Consider the following 13,175-nt stretch of genomic DNA (forward strand, 5'->3'; position numbering starts at 1 on the left):
AATCACAATGTTTGCTGCTGTTCTTCTCATCGCACTGATCGGTGCGTTGGCGTACTATCGCGCGCCGGTGCTTGCGTGGACTGTAGGGCTGGCGGCCTGGCTGGCCAGCCTGCAATTTGCGTTTGGCTGCCCGGTTTCCACCATTGCCTGGTGTGTGTTTGCACTGCTGGCGCTTGTGCTGAATATCGTGCCGCTGCGTCGTGCCGTTTTCACCGGCCCGGTATTCGGCATCTTCAAGAAAATCACCCCGGCCATGTCGCAAACCGAGCAGGAAGCGATCAATGCCGGTACGGTGTGGTGGGATCGGGACCTGTTCTCCGGCAAGCCGGATTACCAGCGTCTGCTGGCCTTCCCGGATGCCAAGCTGAGCGCGGAAGAGCAGGCTTTCCTGGATGGCCCCACCGAGCAGCTGTGCGCGATGATTGACGACTGGAAGATCACGCACGAGCTGAAGGACTTGCCGCCGGAAGTGTGGCAGTTCATCAAGGACAACGGCTTTCTGGGCATGATCGTCAAGAAGAAGTACGGCGGTCTGGAGTTTTCCAACTATGCCCACGCCAAAGTGGTGACCAAGATTGCTACCCGTGGCGGTTCTGCCGCGGTGTCGGTCATGGTGCCCAACTCGCTCGGTCCGGGTGAGTTGCTGCAGCACTATGGCACCGAAGCACAAAAAGATTATTACCTGCCGCGTCTGGCCAAGGGCGTGGAAGTACCTTGCTTTGCGCTGACCAGCCCTTATGCCGGTTCGGACGCAGGCAGCATTCCTGACTACGGCATTGTCTGCCGTGGCAGCTATACCGACCCGCGCAGCGGCCAGCGGCACGAAAACGTGCTGGGCCTGCGTGTGAGCTGGGAAAAGCGCTGGATTACCCTGGCCCCGGTGGCCACCATTCTGGGTCTGGCATTCAAGATGTACGACCCGGACCACCTGTTGGGCGACAAGGAAGAGATTGGCATTACCTGCGCACTGGTGCCGACCGAGCATGAAGGCGTCTGCATTGGCCGCCGTCATTTCCCCGGTGGTGCGGTGTTCATGAATGGCCCGACCTGGGGCAAGGATGTGTTCATTCCGCTGGAATGGATCATTGGCGGGCGCGAGTTTGCCGGTCAGGGCTGGCGCATGCTGGTGGAGTGCCTGTCGGTTGGCCGCTGCATTTCCCTGCCGGCCATGTCGGTGGCCTGCGGTAAGGTGACAACCTTCACCACTGGTGCCTATGCCCGCATTCGCGACCAGTTCGGCCTGCCCATCGGCAAGTTCGAAGGCGTGGACGAGGCGATGGCGCGCATCGGTGGTTATACCTACCAGATGGAAGCTTCGCAGGACCTGGCACTGACCGGCCTGGATATGGGCGAGAAGCCATCGGTGCTGTCGGCGGTGTTGAAGTATCACAACACCGAACGCATGCGCAAAACCATCAATGACGCGATGGACATTCATGGCGGCAAGGCCGTGGTGCTGGGTCCGCGCAACTATCTGGCCCGTGCCTATCAATCCATTCCGATCGGCATTACGGTGGAAGGTGCCAATATCCTCACCCGTTCGATGATCATCTATGGTCAGGGTGCCATTCGCTGCCATCCCTTTGTGCTGCGTGAAATGAAGGCTGCCATGGCCAATGACGCGGTCGAGTTTGATCGTGCCATCACCGGCCACATCAACTTCGTTATCAGCAATGTGTTCCGTTCGCTGTGGCTGGGATTGACTGGGGCGCGCTTTGCCGGTGCGCCGCGCGGTGGCGAAACCGCGCGCTATTACAAGCAGATTACCCGTTTCTCCAGCGCCTTTGCCTTGCTGTCCGATATGGCCATGTTCAGCCTGGGCGGCTCGCTGAAGTTCCGCGAAAAATTGTCTGCCCGCCTGGGTGATATGTTGTCCAATCTGTATATCGCCACGGCCTGCCTCAAGCGTTTCGAACGCGAAGGTGCGCAAAAAGAAGATCTCGCGGTACTTGGCTGGGCGGTTGAGAATGCCCTGTTTGACCTGCAGCACGCGATGGATGGTTTTCTGGCTAACCTGCCCAGCCGTGGTCTGGCCTGGGTGTTGCGCAAGATCATTTTCCCATGGGGCCTGACGCTTAAGCCGGCATCCGACCGCATTGGCACCAAGGTGGCGCGCGGCATGATGGAGCCCGGTGGCATGCGTGATCGCCTGACCCGCGGCATGTATGTGTCACCGTCGGAGGAGGATGCTGTCGGCGTGCTGCGTCATGCGCTGGATGCCATCCTGGCGACTGAACCGCTGGAGCAGAAGCTGCGCAAGCTGGCGCGGGAAGGCAAGTTCAAGCGTGTAACGGCAAGAGAACGGCTGGAGGAGGCATTGCAGGCTGGTTTGCTGACGCAGTCAGAGTTCGAGGCAGTAAGCCGGGCACGCAAACTTAAGCGCGACGTCATCATGGTGGATGATTTTGACATGGCGCTGGAGCGGCACGATGCGGCGCTACTGAAGCGGCACATTTTCTAAACTGATTATCTAGACTGAATGCATTGCCGGATGGTTAGCCATCCGGCCGTTCAGCCAAGCTGCTGTGATGCGGCAACTTGGCTGAGCGATCGATCACCAGGAGCGCCATATGGATTCGCCTACTACTCGTTTACCCACCTTGCGGGTTCGCGCGCTGCCGACGGCAACCAATGCTTACGGCAGAGTGCAGGCTGGTTGGCTGATGGGGCAGATCGATATGGCGGGTAGCCTTGATGCTGAAAGGTTGGCGCGCGGCCCTGTGGCTACGGTTGCGGTGAATGCCTTTCAGTTCACCCATCCCATCCTGCTGGGCGATGTGGTCAATCTGTATGTGGAAAGACTGCGCGTGGGACAAAAGTCGGTGACCTTGAAGATTTCGGTCGAGGCGGAAAGGCTGGATGGTGAGCTGGTATTTGTCACCGAGGTGATCGCTACTTTTGTAGCGATCGATATGGATGGGAGATCTCGTAATTTGGCTGAAGTTGTTTGATTTTTGCCGATTTTGTTGCATGGTTGTTGTGTGAAACGATCGTTTGGAACAAACGCTCTTATTTTAGTGGACATGCTCTAATTCTCTGGTAGTATCCAAAATGATCCGTCGTAAGACGGACATAAAAAGCGACTAGGACTACATACAGATATATTCGCAGAGAGGGATGACACATGAAACTCAAGCACCTCAGCCAATCCGTGATGCTGATGGGAGTTGCCGTCGGGGCGTTCTCTTCCACAGCACTGGCTTCCGGTTATCACTTCGGCTCACAAAGCGTTTCCGCGCAAGGCACGGCATTTGCCAATGGCGCAGAAGCGAATGACGCTTCCACCATCTTTTATAATCCGGCCGGTATGTCTCGTCTGACCGGAAATAATTTCTCCGGTGGTCTGACTCTGGTGCTGCCGGATTCAGAATATACCGATAAAGGTTCAAAAACCGTAATTGGCTCGGCTACCGGTGGTGGCAATGGAGGTAATTTCGCCCCTGATTATGTAGTGGCGCCATCTTTTTATGCCACTCATCAGCTAAACGACAAGTGGACTGTTGGTCTTGGTATTTTTGTGCCGTTCGGAGCACAGCTGGATTATGGCAACAGCTGGGCTGGTCGTTATGCTTTGGAAAACATCAAGTTGGAAACGCTGAACTTTAATCCTTCCGTTTCTTTCAAGCTTGATGAACACCATTCCTTTGGTGCAGGTATCTCCGCTCAATACATGAAGGCTAGCTTGGCCAAGGCAGTAGATATTGCTAGTGGCTTGCGTGAAAGTGGTTATTCGGCAGCTACTATTGCTGCAATCAAAGCAGCTTATGGTTTGAATGATGGACAGGCATCACTTGATGCTGATGGCTGGGGTTTTGGTTTCAATTTGGGCTATATGTACCAACTGAATGACGACACCCGTTTTGGCTTGGCATATCGCTCGAATATCCATCATAAGCTCGATGGTAATGCAACCTGGAACTATTCTGGTGTCACCGCAAATACAACGGTGATGAATGCAATTCTGAACTCGGCCCAAAATCTCGGACATGTCAGTTCTGGTGGCTCGGTTACGGTAGATACCCCGGAGTCTATTTCTGCCAATACTTTCCACAAGCTGAATGATAAAGTGGATTTGATGGCTGATCTGACCTGGACGCGACATTCCCGCATGGACAGTATCGACATCAAGTTTAGCCAACCAGGTGAGGGTGATCTGGTCATCAAGCAAGGCTGGCGTGATACTTTCAAACTGTCGCTGGGTGCCAATTACCATTACAGCGATAGTCTGTTGCTGCGTACTGGTATTGCCTGGGATCAGTCTCCGGTAAAAAATGACGACCTGCGTCACCCGGCGCTACCAGATAGTGATCGTTACTGGTTGTCTTTTGGCGCCAATTACAAATTGAGCAAACAATCGTCGATTGATCTGGCCTATTCTTATGTTTTTTTCAAGAATGCCAATATCAATTACAAAGATGGCTGCACCCCGGTTTCCACTACCTGCACGGGTAATGGTGAAAATACCATTGGCAGTTACAAGACCAATTTGCAATTCCTTGGTCTGCAGTACAACTACAGCTTCTAAACAGACAGTAATGGTTTAGGGGCGTGGCAGGGCAGCGGTGGCCTTGGTCGTCGCTGCCCGAAAGCAAGGCAGGCATGAGGGGCCTGCCCCATGATTGATGAGTTTCAACATAACGAGGAAACCATGTCTCAAACCAAGTTCAATGTACGCAAGGTGGCAGTGCTGGGTGCTGGCGTGATGGGGGCGCAGATTGCCGCTCATCTGGTCAATGCCAAAGTGCCGACCATCCTGTTTGATTTGCCGGCCAAAGAAGGCAACAAGAACGGCATCGTGCTCAAGGCACTTGATGGTCTGAAAAAACTGAAGCCGTCCCCGCTGTCCAACAAGGATGCCGTGGCTTATATCGAACCGGCCAACTACGAAGACCACCTGCACTTGCTCAAAGACTGTGATCTGGTGATCGAAGCCATTGCCGAGCGCATGGACTGGAAAGCCGATCTGTATCACAAGGTGGCACCCCATCTGGGCGAGCACACCATTTTCGCCACCAATACCTCCGGCCTGTCCATCAACAAACTGGCTGAGAGCTGCCCCGATTCCGTGCGTCCGCGCTTCTGCGGTGTACACTTTTTCAACCCGCCGCGTTACATGCACCTGGTCGAGATCATCCCGTGCGTAACGTCGGATGCGGGCATGCTGGATAATCTGGAGCGTTTCCTGGTCTCCACCCTGGGCAAGGGTGTGGTACGCGCCAAGGATACCCCCAACTTCGTTGCCAACCGCATTGGTGTGTTCTCCATGCTGGCAACCATTGCCAATGCCGAAAAATTCGGCATCCGCTTTGATATTGTTGACGACCTGACCGGTCCGCGCCTGGGCCGTCCCAAGTCTGCCACCTTCCGTACTGCCGACGTTGTTGGCCTGGATACCTTTGCCCACGTGGTAAAAACCATGGACGACACGCTGCCGGGCGACCCGTGGCATGGCTTGTTCAAGTCGCCGGAATGGCTGCAAAAACTGATTGCTGCCGGTGCGTTGGGTGCCAAGACCAAGGTTGGCATCTACAAGAAAGACGGCAAGAAAATGTTCGTGCTCGACGCTGCCAGCGGCGAATATGTTGGTGGCGGGCAAAAGGGTGATGATGCGGTCAAGGACATCCTGAAAATTGCCGACCCGGCCGAAAAATTCCGTCAGCTGCGCGCGAGTGAGCATCCGCAGGCACAGTTCCTGTGGGCCTGCTTCCGCGATGTATTCCATTACATCTCCTTCCACCTGGCGGATATTGCCAACTGCGCACGCGATGTAGACTTTGCCATTCGCTGGGGCTTTGGCTGGTCGGTTGGCCCGTTTGAAACCTGGCAAGCTGCCGGTTGGCAGCAGGTAGCACAGTGGATTGATGAAGACATCAAGGCAGGCAAGGCCTTGTCCGGTGCTGCACTGCCGGCATGGGCATTGCAGGCCGACCGTGCCGGCGTGCATTTTGCTGACGGTTCCTATAATGCGGCAGGCCAGAATCTGGTGGGCCGCTCTACGCTGGACGTATACCAACGCCATTTGGCCCCGGCCCGTGTGCTGGGTGAGGTGGCTGCTCCGCTGGGCGAAACCGTATTCGAAAACGATGGCGTACGTGCCTTCACCACGGGCGATGACATTCTGGTGGTGTCGTTCAAGTCCAAGGCACATGCCATTGGCCCGGATGTCATCACCGGTTTGAACACCGCACTGGATATAGCCGAGCAGCGCTTCAAGGGGCTGGTGATCTGGCAGACCGAAGAGCCGTTCTCGGTTGGTGCCGATCTGCAATCCATGCTGCCTGCCTTCATGACTGGCGACTGGGCTGCCATTGACGCTACCGTGCGCCGCTTCCAGGAAACCTCCATGCGCCTGCGTTACAGCCAGGTGCCTACCGTGGCGGCAACCCAGGGTTATGTATTCGGCGGTGGTTGCGAATTTGCCATGCACTGCGACAAGACCGTTGCGGCATTGGAATCCTATGTTGGTCTGGTGGAAGTGGGTGTTGGCCTGTTGCCGGGCGGTGGTGGTTGCAAGGAATTCGCCCTGCGTGCCGCACAGGAAGCCAAGGGTGATGTGTTGGCCGCACTGAAGGATTACTTCATGGCGATTGCCACTGCCAAGGTGGCCACCAGCGGTCAGGAAGCGCAGGAAATCGGCTTCTTCCGCAAGGGCGATCCGGTGGTATTCAATGCTTATGAACTGCTGTATGTCGCCAAGCAGCAAGCACTGGCGATGGCCGAATCCGGTTATCGCCCGCCATTGAAAGTGAAGGGCTTCCCGGTGGCTGGCCGCTCTGGTGCCGCTTCCATCAAGGGCTCGCTGATCAATATGCTGGAAGGGAATTTCATCTCCCAGCATGACTTCTTCATTGCTTCGCAAATCGCCGATGTCATGACCGGTGGTGATGTTGAGGCCGGTACGCTGGTGAACGAGCAGTGGATTCTGGATCTGGAACGCAAGGCCTTCATGACCCTGCTGCAAAATTCCAAAACCCAGGATCGCATTGCCAACATGCTCACCACCGGCAAACCGCTGCGCAACTAATACGAACAATGCATCAGACCGACGGCCGCGAGGGGCGGAGCTGTCGGCTGCAAGGAGATTGAAAAATGGTCAAGCAAGTACAGGAAGCTTATATCGTCGCTGCCACCCGTACCCCGGTGGGCAAGGCACCGCGTGGCATGATGCGTCATGTGCGTCCGGATGACATGCTGGCGCATGTGATTACCGGCGCGCTGGCCCAGGTGCCGACGCTGGATCCGAAACTGATTTCCGACTGCGTGGTGGGTTGCGCCTTCCCGGAAGCGGAGCAGGGCCTGAACATGGCGCGTATCGGCGTATTGCTGGCAGGGCTGCCCAATACCGTTGGCGGTATCACCATCAACCGTTACTGCTCGTCCGGTATCAATGCGGTACAGATGGCGGCTGACCGCATTCGCCTGGGTGAGGCCGACGTGGTGATTGCTGCCGGTGCCGAGTCCATGTCGCTGGTACCGATGATGGGTAACAAGGTATCGCTGAACCCGGAAATTTTTGCCAAGGATGAGAACTATGCCATCGCTTACGGCATGGGCCTGACGGCAGAAAAAGTAGCCCAGCAGTGGGGTGTGTCGCGTGAAGACCAGGACGTATTTGCCCTTGAGTCGCATCGCCGCGCGCTGGCTGCTATTGATTCCGGTGCCTTCAAGAGCGAAATCACCCCGCTGGAGGTGACTTACCGCACCCCGAATCTGGAAACCGGTGAAGTCATCAGCAAGACCAAGCTGCTGGATACCGACGAAGGTCCGCGTCGCGAAACCACGCTGGAAGGCTTGGCCAAGTTGAAAACCGTGTTTGATGCCAAGGGCTCGGTGACTGCCGGTAACTCTTCGCAAATGTCCGACGGTGCCGGCGCGGTGATTCTGGTGTCCGAGCGCGTACTGAAGGAATTCAACTTGGTGCCGCTGGCACGCTATGTCACCTTCGCGGTGAAGGGTGTGCCGCCGGAAATCATGGGTATTGGCCCGAAAGAAGCCATCCCGGCGGCTTGCCAGCAAGCGGGCATCACGCAGGATGATCTGAAATGGATTGAGCTGAATGAGGCTTTTGCCGCGCAAGCACTGGCGGTGACGCGTGATCTGGAACTGGATACCAGCAAGATCAACCCGCATGGCGGGGCGATTGCTCTGGGCCACCCCTTGGGCGCTACGGGTGCCATCCGTACCGCTACCTTGGTACATGGCATGCGTAATGCCGGCCAGCAGGGTTATGGCATGGTGACCATGTGTATCGGTACCGGCATGGGTGCTGCGGGTATTATCGAAGTGTTGTAAGCCAATCCGGCTGTCATGAAAACGCCCGCATATGCGGGCGTTTTTTATTGTGATGCAGATGTAGGCGATAAGCCGCTGCCAGCGTTGGCGCGATCAATCCACTTTTGACAGCGTGTCAAAGTCGCTGTTGCTACAGTCTTCAAATTCCTGTTGCGGGGTTTTCAGCCGGATCAGATAAGACTTGCCTTGCGCAGTCAGGATTTGCTCCTTGCCGGGGGCGGCCAGTGACTTGGGCATCAGAAACCAGCGCTGCCCTTTGCGGGAGTTGGGCTGGGTGATGTAAATGGCGGTGGTGGGCTGTTCTCGGTCACCGCCAGGTTCGGTCAATGAGACGCCTACCGGACTTTGTCCAAGAATTTCAATACCAACCTTGGTGCCATTCTGCTGCCGCAAAATGCGGCGGATGGCACCTAGCAGCAGGGGGTGGCTCTCGGTCTTGACCAGGACAATGCGGCCAATGGCCAGTTGTTCCACGCTCTTGCCAACAAAAGTCAGACCCATGCCACTGCTGCTGATGTCATTGACTTTCCAATCCTGAACATTGTTGCCGCTGCTGTTCTCGATGTCCTGAATCTTGACGGCAAAGGCGGCGCGCTCAAAGCCAATGGTGACTTGTGCCGAGGAGCTGTGCAAAGAGCGTTCTGATTTGCGCAAAGACTTGCCGCCATCATCCGACCAGCGGATGGCCAGTTTCTCGCACAGGGCCAGCCATTCTTCGCGTTCCAGTTTGGCATCCAGTGCCCGCAGCATCGGCGGAATGTCACGATCCAGGTCAAACATCAGATCTGCCAGGCGGCTGGTCAGATCGTTGGTAGACCAGTAACGCAGCCACTTGCCGGCCATGCCGCGCAAGATGGGTTGCGGGTGCTCCGGCATGCTCAGATTGATGACAAAGACCGGTTCCTGTGTCGGTGCTTGTTTTTCCAGGTGGATGCCCTGGCTGAGTGGCATCATCAGTTGGTCGACGGCGATGATTTCCCGATGCAGCATGTTGTCGGTTTGTGCCAGATACAGCATGCAGCCTTGCAAAAGCAGCTGTTCACAACTGACTTCAACCTTGGAATCCGGATAGAGCATCAGCGGCGTGCGGGCCACGCCAGCATCTTCCGCCTGCATGTAAAAGCGGAAACCCTGCTGCCAGACCGAGCCTTCCGGTTTCAGGTAGCGCAGTGAGTTCCATGCAATCAGGCGCATCTGGTGATGCAGGCCGCGCGCCGTGATCAGCCTGATGTCGGCTTCCATGGTATTGTTTGGTGCGGCCTGATACAGACGCAGGCAAATCTGGTAGGCATTGGCCAGCTCGTGCCAGAAGGCCAGAATGGTTGGCAGATAGTTCTTGCTGCCCGGCGTGGCAGCCAGAAAATCCTGGCAAAGCTGATGATGGATGTTGTGGGCTTTGTCATCCACGTAGACCAGGGTTTTGATACGCTCCTTCAACGGAATGTCAGTATCCGCGTTGATCTTGGAGATGGCCTTGATGATTTCGACAAGCGCCGTGAAGTATTCAGTCTGCGGCAGATCCCTCACCAGCAAGGTCGCAGATTGTGCGATGCCCGTTGCCAGGGAGTTTTTTGTGAGCAGGGAGCTGACCAGAGATTTAAAATCGAACATTGTGCCTTAGCTTTATTGGGCTCTATGTTTTGTCGAATGTATGTCACTATATCTTACGTCACCGTGATGCTTAGGTGAAATAGTAAATTTCCCTTTTTTACTGAATATGCATTCTCGTACAAAAAGAATTTCCGATTTCCTGCTGGGAATGATGTTGTTGGCTGGCGCGCTGATGCTCAGCCCCTTACATGCCGCGGCCGTTGAGCTGAGTCCCGATGAGGGGGTGGGTGTGGTGCTTGGAGGGGGAGGGGCGCGCGGTTTTGCCCACCTGGGGGTGCTGCGTGAATTGCAGCGGCTGCATATCCCTATCCGCTGCATTGCCGGTACCAGTGCTGGCGCATTGATTGGCGGAATGTATGCCAATGGAATGAATCTGGATCAGATGGCTGCTGATTTCAAAAATGCAAATTGGGATCAGATGCTGTCAGGACGCCTGCCGCGCAGCGATATCCCCTACGACAAAAAGCGCGATGACTACAAGAATTATCTGGATGTCACCTTTGGTTTGCAGGGCGGACAGTTGCGCGTGCCGCGCAGTGCCATCAATTCGCAAGAAATTGAAATGTTCATCCGCAAGCTGACCCGTGACAGGCAGCTTGATTCCTTCGACCAGCTACCCATTCCATTCCGCGCTGTTGCCACTGATCTTGCCAATGGTGAGGCGGTGGTGTTCGACAAGGGGCCGCTGGCGGAAGCCTTACGCGCCAGCATGGCAGTTCCTGGCTTGTTCGATCTGGTGGAAACCAATGGTCGTTTGCTGGTGGATGGTGGCCTGGCTCGTAATCTGCCCATTCAGGATGCACGGCAGTGCGCCCAGCATCTTATTGTGGTGGATGTGGGGACGCCGCCTTTGAGCAAGGATGAGATCAATAGTCTGTTCGACGTGGTGGCCCAGACATCCAATCTCATGGTCAGCCGGAATGTCAGGGAGCAGATGGCGCTGATGCAGCCGGGTGATGTGCTGATCCGGCCGGATCTGAATGGTTACAGCGCTGGGGCCTTTGGCGACAACCAGGCAATCATGGCGCGCGGTACTGCTGCGGCGCTGGCGCAAGCCAAGGCACTGAGCCGTTTTTCTGTCAGCCCGGAGCGTTATGCCGCGTGGCGTGAGCGCTTGCAGCTGCCGCCTTATCCGGTGGTGGATGCGGTTGAGGTGCAGCAGGGCAGTCGTTTTGTCAACGCAGAAAGCATTGCCAAAACGATTGCGGGATTGCGTGGTGGCCAGCCGGTTGACGAGGTGCGTGAGAAACTGCGCGATGTGTTTGCCACCGGGGATTATGATCAGCTTGGTTACGTGCTTGATGCCAGCAGTGGCCGCAATGTGATGACCATCATGCCGCTGGAAAAGAGCGTTGGCCCCAATACCCTGCATTTCGGGCTGAGCCTGAACAGCTCCACGCCGGGAGATTCCAACTTCAGTTTCCTGGCTGCGCACCAGCGCAATTGGTTGAATGCGGCCGGCGGTTCCTGGCGGAATGAGATGGTGATTGGCAAGGATAAGCTGTTCAAGACCGAACTCTATCAGCCGTGGTCCTATGACAGCCCCTTGTTTGCCGCGGTATCGCTCAGCTATCACCAGCAGCCGCTGTCTTTTTATGATGGCAGCCACATCAAATACGCAGAAATCAGTAATGATGTGACCTCAGTGAATGCCGATATCGGTGGCGTACTTGGGCGCTATGGGGAGTTTAGGGTTGGTCTGTTTGATTCCCGCGTGGAAAGCTACCTGTCGCAGGGACAGTTTTCCTATCTGTCCGACACGGTGACCCACAATTATGCAGGGGTACGGGGCAAGCTGGTTATTGATCAGTTCGACAATCCCCGCTGGCCACGTTCTGGTTACTTCATGAATACCGTGCTTACTTCCTCGCTGCCGGCGCTGGGCAGCTATAACGCCAGCCGTGATTACGATGCGATTGTGGAGGGGGTGAAGACTTTTGGTGATATCACCTTCCGGCTGACTGGCAAGGCCCGTGGTATTGTCAGCCGCAAGCAGGATGATTACCGGCTGGAATCGCTGGGCGGCTTCCTCAACCTGACTGGTTACCAGGCAGGGGAGCTGCTGGGTGAAAAGGTGGCGCTCTCCCGGCTGATGGTGTATTGGCGGGCTTCCTCCCTGCCTTCAGTGCTGGGCAGCGGGCTGTATGCCGGGATGTCGGCGGAAGTGGGCCGGGTGTGGGGCAATCCGTTCAGTGGTAGCAATACCGGCTGGATTCCTGCCGGATCGGTGTTCCTGGCTGCAGATACCATTCTTGGCCCATTCTTTCTTGGCATGGGGAATGCGAAGAACGGAAAGCCCAGCGCCTACCTTTACCTGGGGGCGGATTACTGAGCTGCACCTTCCACCATGCAAACGGCCACTGCTTGAGTGGCCGTTTTGTCATGGTGGTTGCCGATGCTGGGGCGGCGGTTTTATCTGCTTTATGATGCGGCGGGGAAGAACAGGCTTGCCAGAGCTGCGCCGGGGGCATCCTGGCGCATGAAGGCTTCGCCCACCAGGAAGCTGTGTACTGCGTGGCTGCGCATCAGGCGCACGTCGTCCACGCTGAGGATGCCGCTTTCGGTGACGGCGATGCGACCATTGCTGATACCCGGCAGTAGTTTGAGCGTGGTGGTGAGGCTGACTTCGAAAGTGCGCAGGTTGCGGTTATTCACCCCGATCAGCTCGGTTTCCAGTTGCAAGGCCTGTTCCAGTTCTTCCTCGTTGTGAACCTCTACCAGAACCGCCATGCCCAGCTCGCGCGACAAGGCTTCGAAGTCACGCATCTGTGCCAGCGGCAGGGCCGCGGCAATCAGCAGGATGCAGTCCGCTCCCATGGCGCGGGCTTCATACAGCTGGTATTCGTCCACCATGAAGTCCTTGCGCAGAACCGGCAGATGGCAGGCGGCACGGGCCGCTTCCAGATAGCTGGCATCACCCTGGAAATACTGCTGGTCCGTCAGCACCGACAGGCAAGCTGCGCCAGCGCTGGCATAACTGGCGGCAATGGCTGCCGGGTTGAAGTCAGCACGGATCACGCCCTTGCTGGGGCTGGCTTTCTTGATTTCGGCAATCACCGCCGGCTGGCCCAGCACATGCTTGGCGCGCATGGCGGCAACAAAGTCACGCTTGTCTGTGCGCCGTGCTTCGGCCGCTTCACGTACGGCACTGAGCGGACGGGTTTGCAGGGCGGCAGAGACTTCCTGATGTTTGGTGGCAACAATGGTATTGAGGATGTCGGACATTCTGTAAGCCTGTGGTAATGCGTTCAGCCAAAACGGACATCATGCAG

At 56.4% G+C, this 13,175-nt stretch carries 8 protein-coding genes; 6 read left to right on the top strand and 2 right to left on the bottom strand.

Annotated elements, in window-relative coordinates:
* Positions 1–7: 7 nt before the first annotated feature.
* From DLM_RS05345 to DLM_RS05365, 5 genes are all read left to right on the top strand, one after another.
* On the top strand, positions 8–2,461 hold the full coding sequence (locus DLM_RS05345; protein WP_089085311.1) for an acyl-CoA dehydrogenase: 2,454 nt from the start codon (positions 8–10) through the stop codon (positions 2,459–2,461).
* Between the two features lie 109 nt (positions 2,462–2,570).
* The gene (locus DLM_RS05350; protein ID WP_089085312.1) at positions 2,571–2,951 is read left to right on the top strand and encodes an acyl-CoA thioesterase; all 381 of its coding nucleotides are present in this window, start codon (positions 2,571–2,573) and stop codon (positions 2,949–2,951) included.
* A 173-nt stretch (positions 2,952–3,124) separates the two neighbouring features.
* The gene (locus tag DLM_RS05355) at positions 3,125–4,525 is read left to right on the top strand and encodes an OmpP1/FadL family transporter (RefSeq protein ID WP_089085313.1); all 1,401 of its coding nucleotides are present in this window, start codon (positions 3,125–3,127) and stop codon (positions 4,523–4,525) included.
* A 123-nt stretch (positions 4,526–4,648) separates the two neighbouring features.
* Positions 4,649–7,024, top strand: a complete 2,376-nt coding sequence (locus DLM_RS05360) for a 3-hydroxyacyl-CoA dehydrogenase/enoyl-CoA hydratase family protein (RefSeq protein ID WP_089085478.1) — start codon at positions 4,649–4,651, stop codon at positions 7,022–7,024.
* Between the two features lie 65 nt (positions 7,025–7,089).
* Positions 7,090–8,292 carry an acetyl-CoA C-acyltransferase gene (locus DLM_RS05365; protein ID WP_089085314.1) on the top strand — a complete coding sequence of 401 codons (1,203 nt, stop codon included), beginning with the start codon at positions 7,090–7,092 and terminating at the stop codon, positions 8,290–8,292.
* A 93-nt stretch (positions 8,293–8,385) separates the two neighbouring features.
* Here the strand turns inward: DLM_RS05365 and DLM_RS05370 are convergent, their stop codons facing one another.
* Entirely contained in the window at positions 8,386–9,819 is a 1,434-nt protein-coding gene (locus tag DLM_RS05370) for a PilZ domain-containing protein (protein ID WP_231960203.1), read from the bottom strand.
* Between the two features lie 256 nt (positions 9,820–10,075).
* Here DLM_RS05370 and DLM_RS05375 point away from each other — a divergent pair, with 256 nt between their 5' ends.
* Entirely contained in the window at positions 10,076–12,235 is a 2,160-nt protein-coding gene (locus DLM_RS05375) for a patatin-like phospholipase family protein (protein ID WP_167467041.1), read from the top strand.
* A gap of 89 nt (positions 12,236–12,324) precedes the next feature.
* On the opposite strand, the gene trpC is transcribed toward DLM_RS05375, so the two are convergent.
* Positions 12,325–13,128, bottom strand: coding sequence for an indole-3-glycerol phosphate synthase TrpC (gene trpC / locus DLM_RS05380; RefSeq protein ID WP_089085317.1), 804 nt, complete (start codon positions 13,126–13,128; stop codon positions 12,325–12,327).
* Positions 13,129–13,175 lie beyond the last annotated feature (47 nt).

Origin of the sequence: Aquitalea magnusonii, from assembly GCF_002217795.2 — a bacterium.
Lineage (GTDB): Bacteria > Pseudomonadota > Gammaproteobacteria > Burkholderiales > Chromobacteriaceae > Aquitalea > Aquitalea magnusonii_B.

Bases quoted from the DNA above. Each gene is read 5' to 3' on its own strand.
- DLM_RS05360 (WP_089085478.1), top strand. From the start codon at position 4,649: ATGTCTCAAACCAAGTTCAATGTACGCAAGGTGGCAGTGCTGGGTGCT.
- DLM_RS05345 (WP_089085311.1), top strand. From the start codon at position 8: ATGTTTGCTGCTGTTCTTCTCATCGCACTGATCGGTGCGTTGGCGTAC.
- DLM_RS05375 (WP_167467041.1), top strand. From the start codon at position 10,076: ATGCTCAGCCCCTTACATGCCGCGGCCGTTGAGCTGAGTCCCGATGAG.
- trpC (WP_089085317.1), bottom strand. From the start codon at position 13,128: ATGTCCGACATCCTCAATACCATTGTTGCCACCAAACATCAGGAAGTC.
- DLM_RS05350 (WP_089085312.1), top strand. From the start codon at position 2,571: ATGGATTCGCCTACTACTCGTTTACCCACCTTGCGGGTTCGCGCGCTG.
- DLM_RS05365 (WP_089085314.1), top strand. From the start codon at position 7,090: ATGGTCAAGCAAGTACAGGAAGCTTATATCGTCGCTGCCACCCGTACC.
- DLM_RS05355 (WP_089085313.1), top strand. From the start codon at position 3,125: ATGAAACTCAAGCACCTCAGCCAATCCGTGATGCTGATGGGAGTTGCC.